This window comes from Klebsiella sp. P1927 (genome assembly GCF_018204675.1).
In the GTDB taxonomy this organism is placed as follows: Bacteria; Pseudomonadota; Gammaproteobacteria; order Enterobacterales; family Enterobacteriaceae; genus Klebsiella; species Klebsiella pneumoniae.
Genome location: NZ_CP073377.1, coordinates 2,166,826 through 2,192,482, shown reverse-complemented (window position 1 = coordinate 2,192,482; position 25,657 = coordinate 2,166,826). Strand labels below are relative to the sequence as shown.

At 59.5% G+C, this 25,657-nt stretch carries 20 protein-coding genes and 3 pseudogenes; 8 read left to right on the top strand and 15 right to left on the bottom strand.

The window, feature by feature from the left end:
- Positions 1 to 172: 172 nt before the first annotated feature.
- Positions 173 to 754 carry a flavin reductase family protein gene (locus tag KB892_RS11115; RefSeq protein ID WP_004151228.1) on the top strand — a complete coding sequence of 194 codons (582 nt, stop codon included), beginning with the start codon at positions 173 to 175 and terminating at the stop codon, positions 752 to 754.
- Positions 755 to 808: 54 nt separating this feature from the next.
- Here the strand turns inward: KB892_RS11115 and KB892_RS11110 are convergent, their stop codons facing one another.
- Positions 809 to 1,633 (bottom strand): helix-turn-helix domain-containing protein, encoded by an 825-nt coding sequence (locus tag KB892_RS11110; protein ID WP_004200067.1) that lies wholly within the window; start codon positions 1,631 to 1,633, stop codon positions 809 to 811.
- 204 nt (positions 1,634 to 1,837) lie between these two features.
- Between KB892_RS11110 and KB892_RS11105 the strand changes: the two genes are divergently transcribed.
- The 3 genes and pseudogenes from KB892_RS11105 to KB892_RS11095 all read left to right on the top strand — a co-directional run bounded on the left by KB892_RS11105 (position 1,838) and on the right by KB892_RS11095 (position 6,472).
- On the top strand, positions 1,838 to 3,406 hold the full coding sequence (locus tag KB892_RS11105) for an alpha-L-rhamnosidase-related protein (RefSeq protein WP_062954953.1): 1,569 nt from the start codon (positions 1,838 to 1,840) through the stop codon (positions 3,404 to 3,406).
- A gap of 23 nt (positions 3,407 to 3,429) precedes the next feature.
- Positions 3,430 to 4,812 (top strand): annotated as a pseudogene (locus KB892_RS11100) (MFS transporter).
- Between the two features lie 43 nt (positions 4,813 to 4,855).
- The gene (locus KB892_RS11095; RefSeq protein ID WP_004151221.1) at positions 4,856 to 6,472 is read left to right on the top strand and encodes a carbohydrate porin; all 1,617 of its coding nucleotides are present in this window, start codon (positions 4,856 to 4,858) and stop codon (positions 6,470 to 6,472) included.
- A 566-nt stretch (positions 6,473 to 7,038) separates the two neighbouring features.
- Here KB892_RS11095 and nadS read toward each other — a convergent pair.
- From nadS to KB892_RS11035, 11 genes and pseudogenes are all read right to left on the bottom strand, one after another.
- Positions 7,039 to 7,335 carry a NadS family protein gene (nadS, locus tag KB892_RS11090; protein ID WP_004148529.1) on the bottom strand — a complete coding sequence of 99 codons (297 nt, stop codon included), beginning with the start codon at positions 7,333 to 7,335 and terminating at the stop codon, positions 7,039 to 7,041.
- A gap of 179 nt (positions 7,336 to 7,514) precedes the next feature.
- The gene (gene pptA / locus KB892_RS11085; protein WP_002906690.1) at positions 7,515 to 7,742 is read right to left on the bottom strand and encodes a tautomerase PptA; all 228 of its coding nucleotides are present in this window, start codon (positions 7,740 to 7,742) and stop codon (positions 7,515 to 7,517) included.
- 70 nt (positions 7,743 to 7,812) lie between these two features.
- The gene (locus KB892_RS11080) at positions 7,813 to 8,430 is read right to left on the bottom strand and encodes a glutathione S-transferase family protein (RefSeq protein ID WP_004175955.1); all 618 of its coding nucleotides are present in this window, start codon (positions 8,428 to 8,430) and stop codon (positions 7,813 to 7,815) included.
- Between the two features lie 77 nt (positions 8,431 to 8,507).
- The gene (locus tag KB892_RS11075; protein ID WP_014343117.1) at positions 8,508 to 9,359 is read right to left on the bottom strand and encodes a transporter substrate-binding domain-containing protein; all 852 of its coding nucleotides are present in this window, start codon (positions 9,357 to 9,359) and stop codon (positions 8,508 to 8,510) included.
- Positions 9,360 to 9,397: 38 nt separating this feature from the next.
- A complete protein-coding gene (locus KB892_RS11070; RefSeq protein WP_004200076.1) occupies positions 9,398 to 10,177 on the bottom strand; it encodes an amino acid ABC transporter ATP-binding protein in 780 nt (259 codons plus the stop codon).
- On the bottom strand, positions 10,161 to 11,087 hold the full coding sequence (locus KB892_RS11065) for an amino acid ABC transporter permease (protein ID WP_004189808.1): 927 nt from the start codon (positions 11,085 to 11,087) through the stop codon (positions 10,161 to 10,163). Before KB892_RS11065 ends, KB892_RS11070 begins: the two co-directional genes overlap by 17 nt.
- A gap of 9 nt (positions 11,088 to 11,096) precedes the next feature.
- A complete protein-coding gene (locus KB892_RS11060; RefSeq protein ID WP_002906702.1) occupies positions 11,097 to 11,606 on the bottom strand; it encodes a GNAT family N-acetyltransferase in 510 nt (169 codons plus the stop codon).
- An 11-nt stretch (positions 11,607 to 11,617) separates the two neighbouring features.
- Positions 11,618 to 13,881, bottom strand: a pseudogene (locus KB892_RS31095) (NtaA/DmoA family FMN-dependent monooxygenase).
- 24 nt (positions 13,882 to 13,905) lie between these two features.
- Complete coding sequence (locus KB892_RS11045) at positions 13,906 to 15,027, bottom strand: M20 peptidase aminoacylase family protein (RefSeq protein ID WP_004200077.1); 1,122 nt, start codon at positions 15,025 to 15,027, stop codon at positions 13,906 to 13,908.
- Positions 15,017 to 16,024, bottom strand: a complete 1,008-nt coding sequence (locus KB892_RS11040) for an MsnO8 family LLM class oxidoreductase (RefSeq protein ID WP_004151219.1) — start codon at positions 16,022 to 16,024, stop codon at positions 15,017 to 15,019. Before KB892_RS11040 ends, KB892_RS11045 begins: the two co-directional genes overlap by 11 nt.
- A 91-nt stretch (positions 16,025 to 16,115) precedes the next feature.
- Entirely contained in the window at positions 16,116 to 16,667 is a 552-nt protein-coding gene (locus KB892_RS11035; protein WP_004200078.1) for a P-loop NTPase family protein, read from the bottom strand.
- A gap of 273 nt (positions 16,668 to 16,940) precedes the next feature.
- Between KB892_RS11035 and KB892_RS11030 the strand changes: the two are divergent.
- Both KB892_RS11030 and ansP read left to right on the top strand, forming a co-directional pair.
- Positions 16,941 to 17,828, top strand: a pseudogene (locus tag KB892_RS11030) (LysR family transcriptional regulator).
- Between the two features lie 189 nt (positions 17,829 to 18,017).
- Complete coding sequence (gene ansP / locus KB892_RS11025) at positions 18,018 to 19,472, top strand: L-asparagine permease (RefSeq protein WP_002906778.1); 1,455 nt, start codon at positions 18,018 to 18,020, stop codon at positions 19,470 to 19,472.
- A gap of 50 nt (positions 19,473 to 19,522) precedes the next feature.
- Here the strand turns inward: ansP and KB892_RS11020 are convergent, their stop codons facing one another.
- Positions 19,523 to 19,744 carry a YgdI/YgdR family lipoprotein gene (locus KB892_RS11020; RefSeq protein WP_004200082.1) on the bottom strand — a complete coding sequence of 74 codons (222 nt, stop codon included), beginning with the start codon at positions 19,742 to 19,744 and terminating at the stop codon, positions 19,523 to 19,525.
- Positions 19,745 to 19,912: 168 nt separating this feature from the next.
- Entirely contained in the window at positions 19,913 to 20,974 is a 1,062-nt protein-coding gene (locus KB892_RS11015; RefSeq protein ID WP_002906780.1) for a 7-bladed beta-propeller protein YncE, read from the bottom strand.
- Between the two features lie 258 nt (positions 20,975 to 21,232).
- Here KB892_RS11015 and pqqU point away from each other — a divergent pair, with 258 nt between their 5' ends.
- Both pqqU and KB892_RS11005 read left to right on the top strand, forming a co-directional pair.
- On the top strand, positions 21,233 to 23,338 hold the full coding sequence (gene pqqU, locus KB892_RS11010) for a TonB-dependent receptor PqqU (protein WP_004200083.1): 2,106 nt from the start codon (positions 21,233 to 21,235) through the stop codon (positions 23,336 to 23,338).
- Positions 23,339 to 23,535: 197 nt separating this feature from the next.
- Positions 23,536 to 25,242: an amidohydrolase gene (locus KB892_RS11005; protein ID WP_014343120.1), complete on the top strand. Its 1,707-nt coding sequence runs from the start codon at positions 23,536 to 23,538 to the stop codon at positions 25,240 to 25,242.
- Positions 25,243 to 25,339: 97 nt separating this feature from the next.
- Here the strand turns inward: KB892_RS11005 and KB892_RS11000 are convergent, their stop codons facing one another.
- Positions 25,340 to 25,639 (bottom strand): DUF406 domain-containing protein, encoded by a 300-nt coding sequence (locus tag KB892_RS11000; protein WP_002906788.1) that lies wholly within the window; start codon positions 25,637 to 25,639, stop codon positions 25,340 to 25,342.
- Positions 25,640 to 25,657: the final 18 nt, after the last annotated feature.

The window sequence follows — 25,657 nt, the reverse complement described above, 5'->3', positions numbered from 1 at the left end:
GACATCCGACGGGGCACGCTCACCTGGGATAGCATCAGGGGAGCCAACATATTGTGATCCTCTTTGGGACTTAGTGCTGGCGACTATAGTCAGACGAGATGACGTATTGATTACATTTTCATTGCGGCTTAACGTGTTACCTGCCAACCGACCCATTATTCAAGGAACGCCTATGAGCCGCTTTCGCCACGTTGAACTGCAGTACGCCAGCCGCCTGCTCAACCACGGCCCAACCATTTTGATCACCAGCTACGATGCCCCGTCCGACCGGCGCAACGTAATGGCCGCCGCCTGGTCAATGCCGGTGGAATTCGCCCCGCCGCGGGTGGCTATCGTGGTGGATAAAAGCACCTGGACGCGGGAGATCATCGAGCGCAATGGCACCTTCGGCATTGTGGTTCCCGGCGTCGCAGCCGCCAGCTGGACCTACGCCGTCGGCAGCGTCAGCGGCCGCGATGAGGACAAATTCAATGCCTGGGGGATCCCGGTAGTAACCGGTCCGGAGCTGGGGCTGCCGCTGATCGAGGAGAAATGTCTGGCATGGATGGAGTGCCGGTTGCTGCCGGCGACGGCGGCCCAGACCCAGTACGACACCCTGTTCGGAGAGGTGGTCTCTGCCGCCGCCGATGAGCGCGCGTTCGTCACCGGACGCTGGCAATTCGACGACGATAAGCTCAATACCCTGCATCATCTTGGCACCGGCAATTTTGTCGCCAGCGGCCGTCATGTACGGGCAAACTCCCTCGACGAATAAGAGTGACTTGCCGCGGGCGGCCGGTTTTTCCCCTGCCCGGCCTGCGGCCCCCTTTTAACCCGGTGGGCGGCGGCGATCGGCGCTGGGGGTCAGGCCAAACACTTTTTTATACAGGGTGGTAAAGTGGTTGCTGTTGGCGAAGCCGCACAGATAAGCCACTTCGGTAATGGTCATCTCCGTTTCGCGTAATTTGACCCGCGCGGAGACCAGCCGCAGACGTTTCAGATAATTATCCGGGGTTAATCCGGTGGCCTCTTTAATATGGCGAAACGCGGTGCGGGTGGTGAGATGAAATTGCTCCGCCAGCTGCTGCCAGTTATGTTCTTCGAAACAGTGCTCCTGAAGCCAGGTGAGTAATTTATGCAGTTTATAGCGAGTGCTGCTATATTCGGCTTCCGACTCGGCTGTGAGAATGGTGGTCACCAGCTGGAAAAAGAGAGACTCCCGTAGCGGGGTATTATCCGCCGCCCTCAGCGCCGGGGAAAATATCTTTTCCACCAGTTCCCGGCAATAGCTGCGAGTCTCCGGCGCTAGCCAGCCATAGCAGGCGGCGCGCTGCGCGGATAATTGCTGCAGCAATCCCTCCATCTGCTGTAAATAGCCAAAGGCCACCGCCGGATTAATTAAGACATTAATCAGCTTCAGCGTCCCCAGCTCATCATAATAATGCACATCGCCAGGCTGGACGTAAAATACGTCTCCCTGTTGGATATACAGCGGGCGACCATTAATAACGTGTAACCCATGCCCCTCCTCGACGATCACCAGTTCGGCAAATTCATGGCCGTGCTCCTGGCTATTATCCTCCGGGTCACTGGCGTACATGCCGAGCTTATCCTGGGAATGGGTGAAATAATACTCAACGGTCAGTGTCATCATTACAGCAAATCCTGAACAACCTATGGCGCAGGAGCACGATAATCTATTCCGGCCCTCGGCACGCGCCCGATGTGCGGATTTGTGATCGCCAGCGCCCCCACCTCATTATTCCTGCCATTTTCACTGACGGTTTGGCATTGCCAGAGTGGTAGCCGCGCCGGACGACGGCCTATGCTGCGCCTAACCTAACGGAGAGGACGCAGTATGTCACAAGCAATTCAATACAATTCCAGCGTGGCGATGATCCGTCACCCGCGCTTTTTACAGCGTGCGGCCGACCTGACGCCCGCGCTGCAACGCCTGCGCCAGACGCCGCAGGCCATCGTCGAGGCCGTCGCTGAACCAGGAGCGCTGAACGGCTGGCGGGGGAATACCGTCTGCACGCCGGAGCAGTTTTATCAGCAACCGCTCAACGTCGGCGACAGCATCATTATTGATTTTGGCAGCCATTTTGTTGGCTACCTGCAGTTCAGCTGCCGCAGCGTCGGCAGCCCGCCCGATGCCCCGGCCCATCTGCACTTCTCCTTCGGCGAGACGCTGAGCGAAGTCTGTGAGCCGTTCAGCGAATACCAGGGATGGCTGAGCAGCAGCTGGTTGCAGCAGCAGGATCTGTGGCTTGACGTCCTGCCCGCCCGGGTCGCTCTGCCACGTCGCTATTGCCTGCGCTACCTGAAGGTGGAGGTCAAAGCGCTGTCGCGCAAGTTTCGTCTGCAGTTCGATGAGATCGCTCTGGAAACCGTCACCTCTGCCGGCAGCCCGCACCCGGCGGTCATCGCCGATCTGCAGTTGAAAGCCATTGATGACGTTGCCGTTCGTACCCTGAAAAACTGCATGCAGGAGGTGTTTGAAGATGGGCCGAAACGCGACCGTCGGCTGTGGCTGGGCGACCTGCGCCTGCAGGCGCAGGTGAATGACGTGACCTTCGGCCACCACGATCTGGTCCGCCGCTGCCTGTATCTCTTTGCCGGCCATACCCGGGAAGATGGCATGGTTTCCGCCAATGTCTTTGTTCAGCCAGAGGTACGCGCCGATGACACCTTTCTGTTTGATTACTCATTGTTTTTTGTCGACGTGCTTTATAACTACCTGCAAAGCACCGGCGACACGGAAACCGTCGGTGAGCTGTGGCCCACGGCGCGGCGGCAAATCGAGCTGGCGCTGACCCGCTGCGATTCTCAGGGGCTGGTGCGCGACAGCGATGACTGGTGGGTCTTTATCGACTGGCAGGCGGAGCTGAATAAACAGGCGTCGGCGCAGGGGGTGCTCATCTACTGTCTGCAGCGAGCCCTCTGGCTGGCGCAGCGTTTTGAACCGCAGCGGGTACCCGACTACACTGCCACGCTCTGGCAGCTGAAGGAGGCCGCCCTCCACCACCTGTGGGACAACGATCGGCAGGTGTTTATCAGCGGCGCCGTGCGTCAGGTCTCATGGGCGTCGCAGATCTGGCTGGTGCTGGCGGAAGTTGGCACCGCCGGGCAGCGTCAGGCGCTGATGCGCCGCCTGCAGCAGCAGCCGCCCGCCATTGCCATGAACACCCCGTACCTGCGTCATCATCACATTGTTGCCCTGCTACAGTCCGGCCTGCGCGAGGAGGCGGTGACGGAGATCAAAGCCTACTGGGGGGCGATGGTCGCCTACGGCGCCGACACCTTCTGGGAAATTTTCGACCCCCAACATCCTGACTTTTCCCCGTATGGCAGTAAGCTTATCAACAGTTACTGCCATGCGTGGAGCTGTACCCCGGTCTGGTTTATTCGCCAGTACGGACTTTAACAACAACGATAAGCGAGTGATTTATGGCAGAAACAACGTTTACCCTGTGGCGGCAGCGCCTTGGCTATGGCATTGCCGATCTCTCCTGCAACCTTGTGTGGCAGATGATCTCTCTGTAGCTGATGTTCTTTTACACCGACGTCATGGGTCTCCCGGCCTATTATGTCGGCCTGATGTTCCTGGTCACCCGGCTGGTAGACGGCGTGGCCGACGTGCTGATGGGGCTGGTGATCGACAATACCACCACCCGCTGGGGGCGCTGCCGCCCCTGGCTGCTGATCGGCGCCCTGCCTTTTGGCCTGCTGTGTATTCTGGCCTTTTATGTGCCGGATTTCGGCACCACCGGCAAACTGCTGTACGCCTTTGTCACCTATCTGTGTCTGTCGTTCCTCTACACCCTGGTGAATATTCCGTTCTGCGCCATGCTGCCGTTTTTAACCAGTGATTCCGCAGAACGCACCACGCTGTCGGCGGTGCGCATTTTGCTGGGCTCCCTTGGCGCCACCATCGTCGCCGTGGCTACGCTGCCGCTGGTCGGCATGCTAGGCAAAGGCAACCAGCAGCAGGGATTCCTCTATACCGCGGTGATTTTTGGCGTACTGGCGGCCTTTTTCCTGCTGGTGAGCTTTCGCAACGTCGAAGAAAAGATCACCCTTACCGGGGAGCGCATGACCCTGAAACGCGCCTGGATTAGTCTGCGCGCCAATCGTCCGTGGTGGGTCTTCGCCAGCAATATCTTTCTGATGTGGGGTGCCTTTTTCTTTCAGACCGGAGCCCTGGTGTACTTCTTCCATTATTACGTCGGGAATACCGAGCTGACGGCGGTTATCGCCGGGATCTCCACCTTCGTTCCCCTGCTCGGCACCCTCACCGTCCCGCTGCTGGCCCGACGCATGAAAAAACGTCATGTCTATCTGGTGGCCAGCGCGGTCAATCTGCTCGGGATGGGGATTATGATGGTGTCTGGCGCCCACGTTCTGGGACTGATCGTCGGGGCCGTGATCCTCTCCCTCGGCGCCGGCCAACGCACGGCTATCTATTTCTCGATGCAGGCCGACCCGGTGGATTACGGCGTGTGGAAAACCGGGATTAATACCGCAGGGATCCTGACCTCGATAAACGGTTTTCTCGGCAAGGTGGCGATGGCTGGTGCCGGGGCTATCACCGGCGTGCTGCTCTCCTCCAGCGGCTATATCGCCAACCACACGCAGAGCGACAGCGCCCTGTTGGCCATCAAGGCCTGCTATCTATACATTCCGGCGCTATTGATCCTCGCCTCGATGCTGTGGATGGGCCGCTTCTACCGCCTCGACGATCAGTATGAGCAGATTCGTGCCGACCTTGATGCCGGACGCGGCGCCTCGCCAGCCCCGGCCCCGACCGCCGGAGAATCCCCCGCCATGTAAGGCGCCCCCGCTGATTTAACCTCTGGATAAATTAAGGATTTTTATGCGTATCTCTGTGATTAGCGCAGCGGTTTGCTGCGCCCTTTTTCCGCTCATCAGCGTCAGCGCCGCCGGCTTGAGCGTGGAGCAACGGCTGGCGCAGCTGGAAGCGCGCCTCAATCTCGCTGAACAGCAGGCCAGCGAGGCCAGCCGCCGCGCGCAGCGGGCAGAACAGCAAACTGCCGCCGCCGAGCAGCGCGCCGCGGCGGCGGAGCAGCAGGTGCAGGCGCTCAGCCAGCAGACCACGGCTCGCGAACAAAAACAGCAGGCCACTAATCAGCAACTGAGCGAGCAGCTGGCGAAGCGCGCCCCGGACGATGGGTTTACCTTTAACGCCTACGCCCGTTCCGGGATGTTAGTCAACAGCCATGGCAAAGGCGCCCGCGGCGGGCCAGGCGTCTCCCCGGCCAGTTCGCTCAACGGCGATGCCCATGTCGGTCGTCTCGGTAACGAAAAAGATAATTACGCTGAGCTGAGCTTCGGCAAAAAGCTCACCTTCAACGATGGCTCATGGGCGCGCTTCAAGACCATGCTCGCCGACGGGGCCACCAACCCGGATCCGTGGGTTCAGGATAACGACAGCCACCATCTGAACATTCGTCAGCTGTACGTCGAGATGGGTAACTTTGCCGAATTCACCGGTCCGTTAAAACGCGCCTCAATTTGGGCCGGCAAGCGCTTCGATCGGGATAACTTCGATATCCACTTTACCGATAGCGACATCATGTTCCTCGGCGGTACCGGCGGCGGGATCAATGATGTTGACTGGGGAAGCGGCCTGCGCGGCGACTATTCGGTGTATGCGCGTAACTTCGGCGACCTTGGCAGCGATAATTACGCGGATAATGACATCCAGAATCTGCTGTTCACCGCCAACCATTTTTACGGCAACTGGCAACTGATGACCACGGTGATGACCGCCCAGGGCAACGATGACCTGAAAGATAATACCTCGACCACCGGGAGCTATGCCCTGCGCAGCGATAACACCGCCAAAAACGGCTACTACGCGATGCTGGCCCTGCACGACAAACAGCAGTTCTACGGCCTGGCGCCGGGGGTGTCTGAAAGCGCCCTGCAATACGGCGTCGGGCTGGGCGCCGAAGCGCGTCAGCCGGGGAGCGATGGCGATCTGACCGAGAACGCGGCCTCCCTGCGCTTTGCGTCGTATGGCATCCTGCCGTTGGGGAAAAACTGGCAGCTGGCGCCGTCGGTGATAGCCCAGCATAGCGAAGACCGCTATCGCGACGGCGACCGCTACGACTGGGCGACGTTTAACCTGCGGGTATCACAGGGGATCTCCGCTCACTTCGCCCTGCTGTATGAGGCCTCGTGGCAGTATATGGATCTCAATCCGAACGGGCGCAGCTATCGCTATAATGACAACGTTTATCAGTATCAGGCGGTGCGCGGTGATTTCTACAAGCTGACCTTCGCCCCCACCTTTAAAGTGGGCGATGTGCTGGATATCAAGGCGCGGCCGGAAATCCGCTTCTTTGCCACCTGGATGAACTGGGATAAAGCGCTGGATCGCTACGCGATAAATGACGATTTCGGCAGCAAAGGCTTTACCGCCGGTGGGACATGGAACTTCGGCGTGCAGACGGAGATTTGGTTTTAATCAAACGGCCCGTCCGGCTCAAATGCCAGGACGGGTTGATTTAAATACACGCTGTTACTTTGTCACTATGCCAGTGCTGTATGAAGTAATATAAACTCATAAAATAAAAACCATAACAGGCTAAAAAGATAAAGGTTGTTTTTATAATTCCAACAAGTGACTTTCGTTTTTTCTCAACGATGAGAAGATCGTGAAACCTTTCTTGCTGTTGTTCTGGTGTTAAATTATCAACTATTTTATTTTTTATATCATCGTGAATCTTTTTAAACGTTCGCTTTTCACCTGGAAAGCTACCGTGTAGAAGAAACAAAAAAAATAAAGAAAAGCATAACGAATGCTAATATCCGAATACTGGGCTCAGTTACCCCCCAGCATCCAAGGGTAGCAATAAACAACCAGATACCATGAGTGTTTGCTCGCGCTCTAAACCTATCAATATGAGCGCTGTATTTCTTGATTTCTTACAAAATAGAATCGCTGGTTTCCATACGTAATGCACTCCTTTTTAAAGGCCCCGGTTACGAAAGAGGGCAAACTCTGCCATTTTCCTTGCGAAGAATAACCTTTCAAACAACCTTCAACAAGTTGATAATCAATGGATTACCCTGAAGCAATAAAAGCAGTTTTCTGGCTGCACCGGTTGGGTGACGTCGTTTCGTTTCCCAGCTTTTAACCAACTCGTAGCTAACGCCAACGGCCGCTGCAAAGTCCTGCTGTTTTAAACCTGTGGCTTCACGTATCGCTTTCACGTCAATTTCGCTGAAGGTATGAACGTGCTGCTCCATCGGCATTTGTTCACCTTTCTCGATCCTGACCATTTCTTCTGCACTCGCCAGCAGATCGGCAAACAATTCGTCTTTCATACCCACCTCGGTTGGCTCTCTGGCGCTTAGGATAGATGAACATGCTGTTTCTCTCAGTGCGTCGCCGGAGAAGCCCCTCCCCGGGGGCGGCGCAAAGCGCCTTGCCCGGGCTACGGAACTGCAGACCGCTGAGAGCGCGTAGCCCGGACAAATGCGCAGCATCGCCTCCGGGTGTCGGGTTACATGCTATAACCCGGCTTCTTAATCAACTGCGCCATCTGCGGGGCGATCTCACTGTCCCACACGGCCTGCCACGCGTCCGGCTCAACCTGAGTGAGTGCGACGCTGACGGCGCTCTCTTTGCTGTTCAGATGGCGGATCAGCACCTCAGTGATGTCGGCGGCCAGCGCGGTTTTTTGTTCATCAGTCAGTTCACGGGGAAAACATTTAATATCAACATGCGGCATAGCAAAGACTCCTTGTGATCAGAGCCATAACGCTACCACAGAATGGCCGTTCTGGTTGGCATCGCGTGCGTTAAATCAGCTTGTTACGGCGTAGCGCCGCGGCCAGCTCCGGTCGCTGACAGACCGCCCGGGCGATGGCGGCGAATTTTGGCGCGTGGTCGTCAAACCACGCCTGGCGGGGTCCCCAGCGGTACATCGCCGCGATATAGCAATCCAGCAACGTTACCGACGCGCCCAGCGCCCACGGCCCGGCGGCCAGCTGCTGTTCGAACCAGAGATAGAGATTTTTCCGGTACTGGCGACAATTCTCCACCAGCTGCTCCGCGGCGGCGGGCGCCCAGCGTTCCGGGTAATCGGCATAGGTAAAGGTAGGATAGACATTGGCCACCAGCCAGACCAGCAGGCGCTGAAACTGCGGACGCTGTGGCGTCCCCGGCGCGGGGGCCAGATCGGGACGCTGGTCGAGGATCATCAGCGCGATGGCGGCGGTTTCGGTCATGATGCTCCCGTCGGCCAGCCTCAGGGTGGGCACCTGGCACAGCGGATTAATCTGTCGCAGACGCTCGCGCGCCGGACCGGGCTGGTCAAAGCCCTCCACGTCAACCACCTCGTAGGGAATATCGGCCAGGGAGAGCATCAGCTCGCTAATCGTCGAGCCCCATCCCGGCACGCCATAAACGGTTATCATGGTCTGCCTCCAGGGTAAAGCCTAAGTGTAGGCAGAAATTTGCCGCTCACCCACCCGGCACACCATGCCACTGGGGGTTAGTAGGTTATCCCCGGCGGGTTGACCACCGACTGCGCCACCGCTTCGCCCTGCTCCCCCCAACGCGCCAGCACCTGCTGATATTCACCGCGGGCAATCGCCCCGTCGAGAGCCGCCTGCAGGGCATAGACCAGACCGTTGCCTTTTTTGGTGGTTGTCGCCACCCACGCTTTTTTCGGCCCCAGGCCCACCACCCGGGTCTGGCCGTTAAGCGCCGCTTTATAGGCTGCCACCGACTGCGGGCCGAAAAAGATATCCGCCCGCCCGGACTGGATATAGAGGTTGCCGGAGGCATCATCGGTCAGGTAGACCGGCTGGGCCTGCGGCCGTCCGGCGGCGCGGTTGTCCTCGTTCCAGCCCAGCAGGATCCGCTCCTGATTGGTGCCGGACCCGACGATCACTTTGCGCCCCGCGAGATCGGCGGGTCCGTTTACCGCGGCGATATCGCTGGTGGATTTCACCGAGAAGGCCAGGGAGTCCACCCGGTAAGTCGCAAAATCGAACTTCTCTTTGCGCTTCTCGGTCACCGCGATATTGATCAGCGCCACATCGTAGCGGCCGGAGGCGATGCCCAGCGGCCAGTCCTCCCACGCGGTGGGCACCAGCCTGAGCTTCAGGCCAAGGCTTCCGGCCAGCAGGCGGGCTATATCCGGGTCGCTACCGATCCGCGTGCGGTTGTCGCTGGCCAGCAGGGCCAGCGGCGGCGAATTGAGCGCCGAGATCGCCACCGTTAGCGTCCCCGGCTCGACGAAGCGATAGCCCGGCGGAATTTTCGCTATCGCCTGCGGGTCGCGGGTGACCGGCAATGGCTGCTCATTGGCGCGCAGATCCAGCGCCGCGTAAGCGCTCATGGCAAAAGCGCTGAGAACAAGGGTCATTAGCGCTCTGTTCATGACGGCAGCACCCTGGATAAAAACTGCCGGGTACGCGGATGCTGCGGATGGTTGAGCACCTCGTCGCTGCTGCCCTGCTCGACGATCCTGCCGTCGACCATAAACACCACCTGGTCGGCCACCTCGCGGGCAAAGCCAATCTCATGGGTGACCACCACCAGGGTGGTGCCCGATCGCGCCAGCTTCTTGATGACATCCAGTACCTCGCCCACCAGCTCCGGATCCAGCGCCGAAGTGGGCTCATCAAACAGGATCACCCGCGGGTTCAGCGCCAGCGCCCGTGCAATGGCGATACGCTGCTGCTGGCCGCCGGAGAGATGCCGCGACCAGGCGTCGGCTTTATTGCGCAGTCCGACGACGTCCAGTAGCTCATAGGCGCGGGCAATGGCCTCTTTGCGCGTGACCTGCTGGTGGGCGATCGGCGCCTCTATCAGGTTCTCCAGCACCGTCAGGTGCGGAAACAGATTAAAGTTCTGGAACACGTAGCCGACGTTGATCCGCTGGCGGAGGATCTCCTTCTCTTTCATCTCATACAGCTTGTCGCCTTTGCGGCGATAGCCGATATAGTCGCCGTCAATCTGAATAAATCCCTCATCGACCCGTTCGAGGTGATTTATGGTGCGCAGCAGCGTGGACTTGCCCGAGCCGGAAGGGCCGAGGATCACCGTCACCGTGCCCGGGGGGATCTCCAGCGACACATCGTCCAGCGCCTTGTGGCGGCCATAGTATTTGCTGACCCCGGTCATAGAGATATGGCCATTATGAGAGCTGGGCATGAACGGCCTCCTGCGGCTGTGGTTGACGTGCGGGTTGATTCAGACGGCTGCTGCGGGCGCTGTTTACCGCCGAGCGGCGCTCGCTGCGCGCCAGGCCCCGTTCCACCAGATACTGAATGGCGGAGAGGACGCTGGTGATCGCCAGATACCAGGCGGCGCCGACCATCAACAGCGGGATCACCTCCTGGGTACGGTTGTAGATCATCTGGATGGTGTAGAACAACTCCGGCATCGCCAGGACGTACACCATCGCCGTTCCCTTGGCCAGACTGATGATCTCGTTGAAGCCGGATGGCAGGATGGTGCGCAGCGCCTGCGGCAGAATAATGCGCAGCGTGCGCCGCCAGGCGGGTAGCCCCAGCGCGGCGGCGGCTTCATACTGCCCGTGGTCGACGCCAAGAAAGCCGCCGCGAATAATCTCCGCGGTATAGGCGCTCTGCACCAGGGTCAGGCCCACCACCGCCGTGGAGAATTGCCCCAGCACGTTAATGGTCTGATAGCTGGCCCAGGTGACGCCGGTAAACGGGATCCCCAGCGACAGGGTGTCGTAGAGATAGGAAAAGTTATAGAGAATGATCAGCACCACAATCAGCGGCAGCGAGCGAAACAGCCAGATATAGCCCCAGGCGAGACTGCTGAGCAGCCACGATGAGGACAAACGGGCCAGCGCCAGCAGGCCGCCGAAGATCACGCTTAGCACCGTGCCGAGCAGGGTCAGGAGCAGGGTTTGCCCCAGCCCCTCGAGGATCACCGGGTCGAAGAACCAGCGGGCGAAGACGCCCCACTCCCAGCGCGGGTTAAAGGCCACCGACTGGATCACCACCGCCAGCACCAGCAGGGCGACCAGAGCCCCGACCACCCGCAGCGGATAGCGCGCCGGCACCACTTTGATCGTTTCAGATGAATGCATAATGCCTCCTCAGGCGCTGTGGCTGTAGGCGCTCACCGCCAGCGCTTTAGTGAACCGCAGCCGGCCATCGTACGGCGGCTGACTGTACTCTTCCGGGTCTCGCGTGAGATCAAACTGCGCCTCATACCCCTGGCTGAGATAGAGCTTTACCGCCTCCGGCTGACGGAAACCGGTGGTCAGGTAGATATGGCTGTACCCGGCCAGCACCGCCCGTCGTTCCAGCTCCTGGACCACCTTCGCCGCCAGCCCCTGCTGGCGCAGACGGCGGTGCGTCCAGATACGCTTGATCTCCGCGGTGTGGCGATCCTTCGGCTTATACGCGCCGGTGGCGATAATTTCGCCCTCACGCTCAAGGACAATAAACAGCCCCTGCGGCGGCACATACCACTCACTTAACTCCACTTCCGCATCGCGGGAAAAATAGTCGCCGTAGCGGGCGGCATATTCGGCAAACAGCCCGCTAATAATCGGCTGCAGCTCCGGAGCCTCCGGAGAAATATCGCGGAATGCTTCGCTCATCGCGCCTCCTGTCAGTCGCCCAGTCCGGGCGGATTGATTTCCGATTGCGGAATGCTTTCCACCCCTTCGCCCCAGCGGTTAAGCACTTTGGCGTAGTCCCCGCTGGCGATAGCCCCGTTCAGCGCCGCCTGGACGGCATTCACCAGCCCGCTGTCTTTTTTCAGCGTTACCGCGATGTGCGCCGCTTTTGGCCAGCCGCCATCGACGCTGCCCACCAGTTTGGTTTTGCCGGTCAGCGCCGCCTTCCACGCGCCAATCACGTTGGGGCCGAAGAAGGCGTCGGCTCGTCCGGTCTGCAGGGCCAGCGTCTGGGCGGCATCATCCTTGGTGTAGACCGGGATAAACGGCTTCAGCCCCTTCTTGACGTTCTCCGCGTTCCACGCCAGCAGGATCGCCTCCTGGTTGGTGCCGGAGCCGACAATAATCTTTAGCCCGGCGATATCTTCCGCTTTGTCAATCTTGCTCAGCGGGCTGGTGCTTTTGACGTAGAAGCCCAGCGAGTCTTTGCGGTAGGTGGCGAAATCGAACTTCTCTTTCCGCTCTTTGGTGACGGTAATATTGCTGATCGCGGCATCATATTTGCCGGAGGTGACCCCCAGCGGCCAGTCTTCCCATGAAGTGGGAACCACGTTTACTTCCAGCCCGAGGCTCTCCGCCACCAGCCGAGCGATATCCGCCTCGCTGCCGAGCAGGGTTTTGTTGTCATCGGCAAAGACCGTCAGCGGCGGAGAGTTCAGGGCCGCCACCGCGACGGTGAATTTCCCCGGCACCGCCAGATGCAGATCTTGCGGCAACAGGGCAATGGCCTGCGGATTTTTCGCTGTGTGAATCGGCGTTTTGTTGGCCTCCAGGCTCACTCCGGTGCCATTGATCTTGACGTCCTGACCCCACGATGAGGCGCTAAATGCCAACGCGACGGCCAGCAAGAGTGTTGTTTTCTGCATAGCGTGATTCTCTTTTATTATTTTTGGAATTGATTAGCGGGTAGCGCCAGACCCAGACTTTCCCGCAGGGTGGTGCCCGGATAGTCGCGACGGAACAGTCCGCGCGCCTGTAACAGCGGAACCACCTCATCCACAAAGCGCGGGAAGGTTTCCGGCGTGCCGCCCTGAATAATGAAGCCGTCCGCCGCGTGCTGCTCGAACCACAGTTGCAGGCCATCAGCGACATCGCTGGCGGTGCCGGTAAAGCGCGGACGCGGGCTGGCTGCCTCCAGAGCCACCTGGCGCAGGGTTAAGCCCCGCTCGCGGGCGTGACGTTTAATCTCGTCGGTGGTACTGCGGAAGCTGTTTTGTCCGAGGTCGCCAATATCCGGGAACGGTTCATCAAGCGGGTACTGCGAAAAGTCATGGTGTTCGAAATAGCGCCCGAGATAATTCAGCGCATCTTCGATGGAGACCAACGCCGCGGTGGTCTGGTACTGCCGCTCCGCGTCCTCGGCGTCATCCCCGACGATGACGCTGACGCCCTGGAAAATATGCAGTTGGTCCGGACTGCGCTGATATGCGGCGAGTTGGCTTTTGACATCCCGATAAAATGCCTGCGCCTCGGCCAGCGAGTCCTGATGAGTAAAAATGGCATCGGCGTGGCGCGCGGCTAATTTTTTGCCGTCATCCGACGCGCCGGCCTGGAAAATAATCGGTCGGCCCTGCGGCGTGCGGGCAATATTCAGCGGCCCGGCAACTTTAAAGAAATCGCCGTGGTGGTCGAGCGTATGCAGTTTATTTTTATCAAAGAACTGGCCAGTCTCCTTATTGCGCACAAAGGCGTCTTCTTCCCATGAATCCCATAAGCCTTTCACCACCTGCAGATATTCATCGGCAATGCGATAGCGCAGCGCATGATCCGGATGTTGGGCCCGGGAGAAGTTTTTCGCCGACCCTTCCAGCGGGGAAGTGACCACGTTCCACCCCGCCCGTCCCTGGCTTAAATGGTCAAGGCTGGCGAACTGGCGGGCGGTAGTAAACGGCTCGCTGTACGAAGTCGATAAGGTCCCCACCAGCCCCAGTCGCCGGGTGATCGCGGCCAGCGCGGAAAGTACCGTTAAGGGTTCGAAGCGATTTAAAAAATGGGGAATCGATTTTTCGTTAATATATAAACCGTCGGCGACAAAAATAAAATCCAGCTTCCCCGCTTCTGCTTTTAGCGCCGTCTGGGTGACGAAATCAAAATTAATACTGGCGTCCGCCTGGGCCGCCGGATGACGCCAGGCGGACATATTTCCCGATGCGCCATGCAATATGGTTCCCAGACGCAATTGTCGATTTTCAGACATAGCTACCCCTTCCCCTGTCATTCGTTAAATGTGTTGTAACGCTTCTTCCGCGAGACGGGCGAAATAGTGCGCCGCGGGCGCAATCAGCCGTTCATCCGGATTAAATGCCGGATGGTGCAAACCATATTCGCTGGCGCTGCCGATGCTGACGAACGCCCCGGGAATATGCTGAAGATAGACCGCAAAATCTTCGCCGCCGAGATGCAGATCGGCATGGTGGGTGCGGTACCCGGCCCGGGCTGCCACCTCGCTGGCGAAGTCGGCCCAGCGGGCGTCGTTGACCAGCGCCGTCGGGCCGGCGTACCAGAAGACGTCAATCTGCGCGCCAAAGGCGCTGGCGAAACCGGCGGCAATCTCGCTGACCCGGGCCTTGACCCGCTGCTGCACTTCACTGCTGTGGGTGCGCAGCGTCCCCTCCAGCTCGACGCTCTCCGGCAGCACGTTCCAGGTATTGCCTCCCTGGATCCGCGTCACGCTGAGCACCACCGAGTCGAGGGTGTTCACTTCCCGGCTGGCCACGCTCTGCAGCACCGTCACCAGCTGGCTGGCCAGCAGGATCGCATCCTTTCCTTCATGTGGGCGGGCGGCATGCGCCCCCTTCCCGGTCACTTTGAAGACGAAGCGATCGACGTTGGCGTAGAACGCGCCGCCGCGGGTGGCAAATTCGCCCACCGGCAGGCCGGGCTCATTGTGCATACCAAAGATCGCCGACACCTCCTCCAGCGCCCCGGCGCGGATCAGGGTTTTCGCCCCGCCAAAATTTTCCTCTGCCGGCTGAAACAGGATCCGCACCCGCCCCGGGAGTTCCGCTTCCCGCTCCTTCAGCAGCAGCGCCGCCCCCAGCATCACGCTGGTGTGAATATCGTGGCCGCAGGCATGCATTACCCCTTGATTCTGCGAGCGGTAAGGCAGACCGGTCGCCTCCTCGATGGGCAACGCGTCGATGTCCGCCCGCAGGGCAATCACCTTGTCGCCGCTGCCGACTTCGGCGACCAGCCCGGTTTTCAGATCGTAGGGCAGCAGGGTCAGCCCGCCGCTCTGCAGCCAGTCGCGGATCCGCGCGGTGGTGGCCACCTCCTGCAGGGAGAGCTCCGGGTTCTGGTGCAGCTCGCGCCGCCAGCTAATCAGTTGTTGTTCAAAGGACATTCAGCACCTCCTTGCCGTAGTGAGCCTGCGCCAGCAGGCGCAGGGAGTGCAGGCGCGCTGGCCCGTCGCTAATGGGGGTATCAATGATGAGTTCATCCAACTGTTCTTCCGCCTGCAGCGCGTCAAGCCGGGCTTTAACCTGTTCGGGAGTACCGGAGATCAGCGAAGATTCACGGCGGGCAATGCGCGTCGGTCGGCTGCCGGCCTGGCGGGCAAAAGCGACGGCCTGCGCCTCACTGCCGACGGTCACCCGCTGGCCGTTCTCCAGCTCGACGCCCCACACCTCGACCTGCTGCGCCAGCGCGGCGGCGGTGGCCGGATCGTCAGCAACCACCACCTGGACGGCGACCATCGCCTCACGTGGGCTGAGCTCGCGCCAGCGGTTGAACACGGCACGGCGCAGCGCGCTGTCGCCATTGAGATGGGCGGCAAAGACAAAGTTCCAGTCAAGGCGGGCGGCCAGTTCAGCACTCTCCAGGCTGGCGCCGAGCAGAAAACCATCTGCCCGGCGCGGCGGGATCGGCGTGGCGCGTAGGCTCTCCTCTCCCCCGGGCTCAGTCAGCGACAGCCAGTTATCCAGCTGCGCCAGCTGATCGGCAAAGGTCCCTTTCTCCTCTTGATGCAGGCCCTGCTGCAGGGCGCGGGTGGAGAGCGGCAGGCCGCCAGGCGCCTTGCCGACCCCGAGATCGATGCGGCCCGGCGCGAGGGCGGCCAGCAGGTTAAAGTTTTCCGCGACCTTATAGGGGCTATAGTGCTGGAGCATGACGCCGCCGGACCCAAGACGGATCCGCCGGGTGTGGCCCAGCAGCCAGGCGATAACCAGCTCCGGCGAGGGGCTCGCCAGCTGATCGGTATTGTGGTGTTCGGCGACCCAGAAGCGGTGGTAGCCCCAGGCTTCGGCGTGTTGCGCCAGCGTTAATGTACGCGCCAGCGCCTGCGCGGCGGTTTCCCCGGCGGCAAGCGGACTTTTATCCAGAATACTGATTCGATAAGACATTTCGCAGGCTCATATGAAAGTACGTGCCTGCATTATTAAAATCTTTGCTAACTATTGAGAAACAATTAATTCACATGTGTACTGCTGAAAATTAGATATGCCCGGCTGAACGCTGCGCTTCCAGCTCGCGGAGCAGCGCCTCGGCCTGCCGCGGATTGCGCACCCGGACGAAGCGAATATGACGATATTGCGGATCCTGCATAACGGCCAGATAGCGTCGGCGATGCTGCCGCCAGGTTTTCAGCGTCCAGAGGATGATGGACTCCCGGCTGCAGAACGAACGGCGAAAGCTCTCGCAGTTGCCCGTGCCCGGCCACAGCTCCTGATGTCGCCACGCCCGGCTCGCCGCCCGCCATACCGCCTGGCGCAGCGTGCGCCAGAAACCATAATCTACCCAGATCACCAAATCCACCGCACGCCATTTAACGCTGCGGCTGCGATTGTAATTGCCATCCAGCACCCAGCCCGGCGTGGCCGTCGCGGCGGCAATGGCGGCGAAAAATGCCTCATCCGGCGCGCCCTGCCAGTTCGGCCGCCAGTACAAGCGATCGAGCTCGATCCAGGGTAATTCCAGCCTGTGCGCCAGGCGCCGGGCCAAAGTGGATTTGCCTGAGCCGCTGGTGCCGACCACGTTGATATTCATCTCTGTTTCTCCCCGGTTACCAGACTCTGCCTGGCGATACTCTTGGATCATCTTTCGGGCTGCCGTCCCCCCGGTCATGCCGCGCCAGCGAATGTCGGTTCACCTGGCGCTGGCGTTTTTTGGGCCTATTACAATACCTGCCCTGCACAGAGGAATAAATCATCCGCCATAACCATTCTGCTCCACTGCGTCCGGCCATCAGGCTGGCACAATCCTCAGGCCGGGCATACACTCTGCGTACCTGTGAGCAGTATTCATCAATCCGGAAAGATTATGCTAAAAGAGAACGTAAACGATCTGCTCTCCTTTATGGTGGTGGCGCGTGAACGCAGCTTTACCCGCGCGGCGGCCCAGCTTGGCGTGTCGCAGTCGGCGCTCAGCCATGCCATGCGCCATCTCGAAACGCGGCTCGATGTCCGGCTGTTGACCCGCACCACCCGCAGCGTGGTGCCGACCGAAGCGGGCGAGCGACTGATTCAGCGCCTCGGTCCGCATCTGGAAGAGATCGAGCAGGCCCTGGCTGCATTGCGAGACACCCGAGAACGCCCGGCGGGCAACCTGCGCATTACCGCCGGAGAGCATGCCGCCAGCGCGGTACTCTGGCCGGCGCTAAAGCCATTTATGCTGCAATATCCTGATATTAACATCGAAATCACTGTTGATAATGGGCTCACGGATATCGTGGGTGACCGCTTCGACGCCGGGGTGCGTCTCGGCGAACAGGTGGCAAAAGACATGATTGCCGTGCGCATCGCCCCGGATATGCGGATGGCGGTGGTGGGTTCGCCGGCCTATCTGCAGCGGGCCGGTACGCCGCAAACGCCCTAGGATCTTGCCCAACATCGCTGCATCAATCTGCGCCTGCCGACACGAGGGGGACTTTACGCCTGGGAATTTGCCCGCGATGACCGGGAGATTCAGGTGCGGGTGGAGGGACAGCTGATCCTCAACAGCCTGCCGCAGCGCATCGACGCGGCGGAGGCGGGCCTTGGGCTGGCCTACGTTCCGGATGACTGCGTGGCGGAGGCCTTAGCCAGCGGCCGGCTGGTGCGGGTGCTGGCGGAGTGGACCCCCGCCTTCCCCGGCTACCATCTCTATTACCCCAGCCGGCGCCAGCATACCAGCGCTTTCACGCTGTTACTGGAAACTCTGCGACGCTGATCTCATTGATAAATCTGTCAAATGCTCTCGGTAAATGTTTTAGGTGCGTAACTATTAGGTTACGTGTAGGATTCAGCGCCATGTCTGAGCTTATCTCCTACGTCAGAATGATGAGAAAGCCAGCATAATGTGCCAGCCGTCCTCCATTCCGGCTGCAAACATGGGCATTGACAGGAAACTGATACATCAATGAATACGAAACACGAAAATGCAGCGGAGCATCATGCTGCAAAACGCCACTGGCTTAACTCACATGAAGCGGGTTATCACAAAGCGATGGGCAACCGTCAGGTACAGATGATCGCCATCGGCGGCGCCATCGGTACCGGTTTGTTCCTCGGTGCCGGGGCACGTTTACAAATGGCAGGGCCAGCGCTCGCCCTGGTCTATCTGGTCTGCGGCATCTTCTCCTTCTTTATTCTTCGCGCCCTCGGCGAACTGGTCCTCCACCGCCCCTCGAGCGGCAGCTTCGTCTCTTATGCAAGGGAGTTCCTCGGTGAAAAAGCCGCTTACGTGGCCGGCTGGATGTACTTCGTTAACTGGGCGATGACCGGGATTGTCGATATCACCGCCGTGGCGCTGTATATGCACTACTGGGGCGCGTTTGGCGATGTGCCGCAGTGGGTCTTCGCCCTCGGCGCGCTGGCTATCGTCGGCACCATGAATATGATCGGCGTGAAGTGGTTCGCCGAAATGGAGTTCTGGTTCGCGCTGGTTAAGGTGCTGGCGATCGTCGCCTTTCTCGTGGTCGGCACCATTTTCCTCGGCTCCGGTAAGCCGCTGGACGGCAATGCCACCGGCTTCCATCTGATCACCGATAACGGCGGCTTCTTCCCGCACGGCCTCCTGCCGGCGCTGGTGCTGGTGCAGGGGGTGGTCTTCGCCTTCGCCTCCATCGAGCTGGTGGGGACCGCGGCCGGAGAGTGTAAGGATCCGGAGACAATGGTGCCGAAGGCCATCAACAGCGTGATCTGGCGTATCGGTCTGTTCTATGTCGGTTCGGTGGTGTTGCTGGTGCTGCTTCTGCCGTGGAACGCCTACCAGGCCGGACAGAGCCCGTTCGTTACCTTCTTCTCAAAGCTGGGCGTGCCATATATCGGCAGCGTGATGAACATCGTGGTGTTAACCGCGGCCCTCTCCAGCCTTAACTCGGGTCTCTACAGTACCGGGCGTATTCTGCGCTCGATGTCGATGGGAGGCTCCGCGCCGAAGTTTATGTCGAAGATGAGCCGTCACCACGTCCCTTACGCCGGGATCCTGGCGACGCTGGGGGTATATGTAGTCGGGGTTTTCCTCAACTATCTGGTGCCATCTCAGGTATTTGAGATCGTACTCAACGTCGCCTCGCTGGGGATCATTGCCTCCTGGGGCTTTATCGTGGTGTGTCAGATGCGTCTGCGCAAAGCGATCAAGGAAGGGAAAGCGGCAAAGGTCAGCTTCAGAATGCCGGGGGCGCCGTTCACCTCCTGGCTGACGCTGCTGTTCCTGTTCAGCGTGCTGGTGCTGATGGCCTTCGATTATCCGAACGGTACCTACACCATAGGATCAATTCCGCTGCTGGCGGTATTGCTGGTGGCTGGCTGGTTTGGTGTGCGTAAACGCGTGCATGAGATTCACAGCACGGCGCCGACGCTGAGGAAGTAACTGGCAGGACTCCCGGTTTGTCCATCGCGGGCAAACCGGGAGGTCAGAACTTAATTATCTTCAGCCAGCTGCGACACATCGCTGCTGTTAATTTCCCGCTTATTACCTGACTCATCGATATAGCTGGTCATCCCCGTTTCTTTATCCAGCTGCGGCTTGCCGTGGGTAACGATAGTTTGACCGCTCTTCGTGGTCATAACGTAGTTTGACGAACAACCTGCCAGCAGCGCCAGCATCGCGCCGGCGCAAATCACCATGAATGGCTTTTTCATTTTATCTCCACTGATTACCACTGCCCGCACGTGGCGGGAAAGGGTTAAGTGTATAACCATCTGGTTTGTCAGGCCAATAGGCGTTTGTAACAGAGGGTGAGTCGCCGGGCCTGGCCCGGCGGCTTGCGGAGCGCGACCACCGTTTTCCGGTTTCGTCGCGCTGAGGTCTTACAGGGCGATACGGATCACATCGTCCGGCGCGGTGGCTTCTTTCTCACGGCTGGAAGCCTGTTTCACGCTAACGTACAGCGTTTTTCCGTCCTCGGAGAGCGCCAGACTGTTGGGGTGAGTCGGCGTTTTAAAGGTCTTCACCACCTTGTAGCTCTTGCCGTCGATAACGCTGACTTCCCCGGCCTTACGATGCGTCACATAGGCTTCGTTGCGCGCCGGGTTAAACAGCACCGCCAGCGACTCCGGCGCGGCGATTTTCTCCAGCACCTTGCCGTCGCGGGTATCGACCACCAGCACTTCCGGCTGCTTGCTGTCGGTAATAAAGGCACGATGGCCGGCGGTATCGAGACTCAGGTTAAGATAGAAATGCGCTTTGCCGTCATCCTGCAATTTTTTGCGCGACGCAATCGTGTTGCTCTCGCTGTCGATGGTCAGCAGTTCGCCGTCGGCGTTGGTAGTATACAGACGCTTAGCTTGCGGATCGATCGCCAGACCCGTCGCCATTGCCCCGGTGCCGGTAATGGTCGTTTTCAGCTTCAGGGTCGCGCCATCTACCACCCAAATCACGCTCTCTTTGCCCAGACCGGTAATGTAGACCGTGTTGGTCTGCTCATTGACCGCCAGCTCGCGCGGCTGCAGCGGGCGCACGGTTTCGCTGCGCTGACGCTCGTCCAGCACGAGGCGCCCCTTCACGGCGCCGGTTTTGGCGTCAATAGCGGTGACAGTGCTGTCGACGGTATTGCCAAACCACAGCGTGCCGGTGGCATGGTTGATAGTGGCGCCGAACGGCTTCAGATCGTTGTGAATAATCTGCGTCACGTCGAGGGTGGTGGGGTCAAGACGGTAAACCACCCCGCCTTTGTCCAGCGAACGACTCTGTGATGTGGCGACCCACAGCGCATTCTCCTGCTGGCTGTAGGCCATTTCGTAGGCCCCTTTTCCGACGGCCTTGCGCAGCATCTCTTCCGCGGCGTGGGCGCTAAAGCTGCCTGCCAGCAGCAGAGAAGTGACGAGCAGTGAATGGCGCAGACGCGGCGCGGCAAAATGACGTAATGACATGACGACTCCCTTTGATAAACCAGTATGTGCTGACCCGACATCGCTTCCGGCGGTAAAGTCCTGGCTTTACCCTTATTTTTGAATGCGAATAGTAATCATTATTTATCTCAAAGTGGAGCGCTAATTGTTGTTGTGCGGTAAATTCATGCCTGGCGAGCACTATCCGTTAACCAGTAGCAGTTAATAATTTTCAAATATTTTACAAACGAGGTAACATATATACATATGTTCCATTTGGTTCGTCTTTGAGTATTATCGATGAAAATCCTGTCCGTGCGTCACGCCGCCCTCCCGGCCCTGCTCTTGCCGCTCATTGCGGCAGCCCAGGCCGCAGATGAACAAACCATGGTGGTGACCGCCGCGCCAACCATGGTTTCTGAACTGGATACCCCCGCCGCCGTCAGCGTGGTGAATGGGGATGAGATGCGCCAGGCCGCGCCGCGCGTCAATCTCTCTGAATCGCTGGGCGCCGTGCCGGGCCTGCAGGTGCAGAACCGGCAAAACTATGCCCAGGATCTGCAGCTGTCGATTCGCGGCTTTGGCTCGCGCTCAACCTATGGCGTGCGCGGACTGCGCATCTATGTGGATGGCATTCCGGCCACCATGCCCGACGGCCAGGGGCAGACCTCAAATATTGATATCGGCAGCGTTGACACCATTGAGGTGCTGCGCGGCCCCTTCTCTGCCCTGTACGGTAACTCGTCCGGCGGGGTGATCAACGTCACCAGCCAGACCGGCACCCAGCCGCCCACCGTGGAAGCCAGCAGCTACTATGGCAGCTTCGGCACCTGGCACTACGGGATGAAAGCCACTGGCGCCGTTGGCGACGGCAGCCACGCAGGCGATGTGGATTACACGGTCTCAACCAATCGCTTCACCACCCATGGCTATCGCGATCACAGCGGCGCGCGCAAAAATCTGGCGAACGCCCGGCTGGGGGTGCGCATCAACGACGTCAGTAAGCTGACTCTGCTGCTGAATAGCGTGGATATCAAAGCCAATGACGCCGGTGGCCTGACCGCCGATGAATGGCGCGATAACCCGCGCCAGTCGCCGCGCGGCGACCAGTATAATACCCGCAAGAATACCCGACAGACCCAGGCCGGCCTGCGCTATGAGCGCCAGCTCAGTGCCCAGGACGATCTCAGCGTTATGATGTACGCTGGAGAACGTGAAACCACGCAGTTCCAGTCGATCCCCCGCGCGCCGCAGCTGAAGCCGAGCCATGCCGGCGGGGTGATCGACCTTACCCGTCACTACCAGGGGATCGATACCCGGCTGACCCATCGCGGAGAGCTGCTGGTGCCCGTCACGCTCACCGCCGGTCTCGACTACGAGAACATGAGCGAGCGGCGCAAAGGGTATGAAAACTTTGTGATGGTCAACGGCGCGCCGCAGTATGGCGAACAGGGCGCGCTGCGCCGTAACGAACGCAACCTGATGTGGAACGTCGACCCCTACCTGCAGACCCAGTGGCAGCTCACTGACAAACTCTCGCTCGATGCCGGGGTTCGCTACAGCTCGGTATGGTTCGACTCGAACGACTACTACATCACCCCAGGCAATGGCGATGACAGCGGTGATGCCAGCTATCACAAATGGCTGCCCGCGGGCTCGCTGAAATATGCCCTGACCGACGCGTGGAACGTCTATCTTTCCGCCGGCCGCGGCTTCGAGACGCCAACCATTAACGAACTCTCCTACCGCTCCGATAACCAGAGCGGCCTCAACTTCGGCCTGAAACCCTCCACCAACGACACGGTGGAGATCGGCAGCAAGACGCGGATCGGCAATGGGCTGTTCACCGCCGCCCTGTTCCAGACCAATACCGATAATGAGATTGTGGTCGACAGCAGCAGCGGCGGGCGCACCAGTTATAAAAACGCCGGCAAGACCCGCCGTCAGGGGATGGAGCTGGGGCTGGATCAGCAGTTTGGCGAGAGCTGGCGTCTGAAGGCGGCCTGGACCTGGCTGGACGCGACCTATCGCACTAACGTCTGCGACGACGCCAGCTGCAATGGCAATCGCATTCCGGGGATCGCGCGCAATATGGGCTACGCCTCCTTTGGCTATCAGCCGGAGCAAGGTTGGTACGCCGGGAGCGATATTCGCTATATGAGCGATATCATGGCCAATGACGAAAACACCGCCAAAGCGCCCTCCTGGACGGTGGTTGGCCTGACGACCGGCTATAAATGGAGCTACGGCAGGATGGATATGGATCTGTTCGGTCGCATCGACAACCTGTTCGACCGGGAGTACGTCGGGTCTGTCATCGTTAACGAGTCTAACGGACGTTACTACGAGCCTGCCCCGGGACGTAACTACGGCATCGGCCTGAACCTCGCCTGGCGCTTCGAATAACACGCCCCTTCCCCGCCGATGCCTCTCGCGATCGGCGGGCGAAGCGCTTTTCCTTACCGTCTATTCCACCGCCAGGCGGACACCCGCCAACCAACCGCGCTTGACACTCCACCCCCTTCGTAGTCATATAGTAACCACATAATCACCATGGTTACTATTTATATTGATCGGCACTTTTATCAGCCAGGGAGGGATAAATGGATAATGTCGTTTATGCGGACTGCGTATTGATTAACGGCAAGGTCGCCACGGTGGACGCACATTTTAGTTTTAAGCGCGCCATCGCCGTGAAGCAGGGATGGATTATTAACGTTGGTGAAGACCAGGAGATTCAGCAGCATATTGGTCCCCAGACGCAGGTCATTGACCTTGGCGGCAAACTCATTTTACCCGCCGCGCATGACTCACATATCCATATCGGCTGGCTCGCTGACAGCTGGCATTGCCTGAACTGCCAGGACGTGCGTTCCCTGGCAGTACTGCGGGAAAGACTGCGCGACCAGGCAGCCCGCACTCCCGCCGGGGCATGGATTCGTGTCTGCGGTCTGGATCCAAACGCAATCAAGGAGTGCGCGGCCGAGCAGCGCTCTCTGACGCGCTGGGATATTGACGACGTCACGGCCGATCATCCCACCCTGCTCGCCCTGTGGGACGGTCACTCCTGCATCGTCAACAGCCGGGCGCTGGCCCTCTCCGGTCTTGACGCCAGCCCCCCTGATCCCCTCGGCGGACATCTGGGGCGAACGGCCAGTGGCGAACTGGACGGCAATTTCATCGACCTGCCCGCCCTGCATCTCGCATCCGGCACGATGCCCCGTCTGACCGTAGCGGCCCTCAAAGAGAACCTTCTGGCAGCCCAGCGCCTGATGAACAGCGAAGGGTATGCCAGCTACACGGAAGGCGCCATGGGTCCGGGGGAAAACACGCGCGAGGTGGGCGCTGCGGGGGATCGCGCCATCGCCGCCTACCGTGAACTGCAGGATGAAGGAAAACTCACCGCCCGGGTATCCATCGCCTTTTACTCCGCCGAGCGGGGCGTTCAGTCCTGCGCCACCCTGAAGCGCGATCTGGATAGCTTTGATTTCTCCCAGTTCACCGACCGGGACTGGCTGGACTGTCGGACCATAAAACTGTTCTGCGATGGCGTTCCCACATCGCACACAGCGTGGATGAATCAGGATTACGCCGACCGGCCGGGATATCGCGGACGCTCGGTGTTTGGTGGCCCCGAGGCGACCGAGGAAGCACAAGTTGAGGCGCTACAGCAGATGATTCTGCTGGCTCACCAGCGCGGTTTTCAGGTGGCAGTCCATGCGGTCGGCGATAAGGCGGTAAAAGTCACGATTAACAGCTTCGTGCAGGCGATTCAGCGCTATCCGGGGGAGAGCCGACGGCATTATGTGCTGCACGGCTCAATGGGCGATCGGCAAGATTTCGTGATGGCGGCAAAATACGGCATTCTGCTTTCCGAACAACCTTCACTCGGCGGCCCGGCATATGACTATGAACAGCGCGCCCGCTACTGTGGCATCAAGGGGGAAATCTGCAAAGGGCTACGGGATATCATCGACCTTGGGGTCATCATCGCCGGCGGGTCAGATGGCATTATGGCGCTGGTGAACTGGCGCAAAATGGTTCAGGCAGCGGTCACCCGCAAATCATCTTCCAGCGGCAACGTTATTCGCCCGGAACTGGCAATTAGCGTGGCGGACGGCGTGCGGATGTACACCATCAATGCGGCCTATCAGGAAGGGAAAGAAGCGGTACGCGGATCGATAGAGGTCGGCAAAGTCGCTGATTTTCAGGTGCTGGACCGCGATATCTTCGCCGTAGCCCATGAGGAGATTGGCGCCAGCCGCGTGGTGATGACCATGGTTGGCGGAAACGTCGTCTTTCAAGACTAACCGCGCTCACCCGGCTCAGGTCGCCGGGCGGGCAGCGTGCTGCATCAGCGGAAGGCGTCTGCCCGCCAGAGCATCGCGCTTCCGCTACAGGAGCGAATTAAAGCAGATTTCGCAGGGATAACTCGAAAATGATCTTTTCTGCCTGGCAGGAGAAGGCGATGGAGAGGTCGAGTTTCACCGCGTCGCCAGCGGCGACGATGGTGTAATCGACCTGCGGCGGTTCACTGGCCGGCGCTGCGGCGGCAGCACGTTCGCGCACGGCGGCTACGGTGGATTCCGCTTCTTCGCGGCTTGGGAACACCTTCTCGGCCCGGTAGACGCAGTCCTCGTTATCAATGATCGTCCCGACATCAATGGCGCAGCCTTTGGTGCTGCATTTATCTACTACATCTTTCATCGTAATAACCTCTTGAGT

Coding starts and splice junctions, on each gene's coding strand:
- KB892_RS11005 (WP_014343120.1), top strand. CDS start 23,536: ATGGATAATGTCGTTTATGCGGACTGCGTATTGATTAACGGCAAGGTC.
- KB892_RS11065 (WP_004189808.1), bottom strand. CDS start 11,087: ATGCATTCATCTGAAACGATCAAAGTGGTGCCGGCGCGCTATCCGCTG.
- KB892_RS11000 (WP_002906788.1), bottom strand. CDS start 25,639: ATGAAAGATGTAGTAGATAAATGCAGCACCAAAGGCTGCGCCATTGAT.
- KB892_RS11020 (WP_004200082.1), bottom strand. CDS start 19,744: ATGAAAAAGCCATTCATGGTGATTTGCGCCGGCGCGATGCTGGCGCTG.
- pptA (WP_002906690.1), bottom strand. CDS start 7,742: ATGCCGCATGTTGATATTAAATGTTTTCCCCGTGAACTGACTGATGAA.
- KB892_RS11110 (WP_004200067.1), bottom strand. CDS start 1,633: ATGATGACACTGACCGTTGAGTATTATTTCACCCATTCCCAGGATAAG.
- pqqU (WP_004200083.1), top strand. CDS start 21,233: ATGAAAATCCTGTCCGTGCGTCACGCCGCCCTCCCGGCCCTGCTCTTG.
- KB892_RS11105 (WP_062954953.1), top strand. CDS start 1,838: ATGTCACAAGCAATTCAATACAATTCCAGCGTGGCGATGATCCGTCAC.
- KB892_RS11080 (WP_004175955.1), bottom strand. CDS start 8,430: ATGATAACCGTTTATGGCGTGCCGGGATGGGGCTCGACGATTAGCGAG.
- KB892_RS11115 (WP_004151228.1), top strand. CDS start 173: ATGAGCCGCTTTCGCCACGTTGAACTGCAGTACGCCAGCCGCCTGCTC.
- KB892_RS11015 (WP_002906780.1), bottom strand. CDS start 20,974: ATGTCATTACGTCATTTTGCCGCGCCGCGTCTGCGCCATTCACTGCTC.
- KB892_RS11045 (WP_004200077.1), bottom strand. CDS start 15,027: ATGTCCTTTGAACAACAACTGATTAGCTGGCGGCGCGAGCTGCACCAG.
- KB892_RS11070 (WP_004200076.1), bottom strand. CDS start 10,177: ATGCCCAGCTCTCATAATGGCCATATCTCTATGACCGGGGTCAGCAAA.
- KB892_RS11040 (WP_004151219.1), bottom strand. CDS start 16,024: ATGTCTTATCGAATCAGTATTCTGGATAAAAGTCCGCTTGCCGCCGGG.
- ansP (WP_002906778.1), top strand. CDS start 18,018: ATGAATACGAAACACGAAAATGCAGCGGAGCATCATGCTGCAAAACGC.
- KB892_RS11095 (WP_004151221.1), top strand. CDS start 4,856: ATGCGTATCTCTGTGATTAGCGCAGCGGTTTGCTGCGCCCTTTTTCCG.
- KB892_RS11035 (WP_004200078.1), bottom strand. CDS start 16,667: ATGAATATCAACGTGGTCGGCACCAGCGGCTCAGGCAAATCCACTTTG.
- KB892_RS11060 (WP_002906702.1), bottom strand. CDS start 11,606: ATGAGCGAAGCATTCCGCGATATTTCTCCGGAGGCTCCGGAGCTGCAG.
- nadS (WP_004148529.1), bottom strand. CDS start 7,335: ATGAAAGACGAATTGTTTGCCGATCTGCTGGCGAGTGCAGAAGAAATG.
- KB892_RS11075 (WP_014343117.1), bottom strand. CDS start 9,359: ATGAGCGCTTACGCGGCGCTGGATCTGCGCGCCAATGAGCAGCCATTG.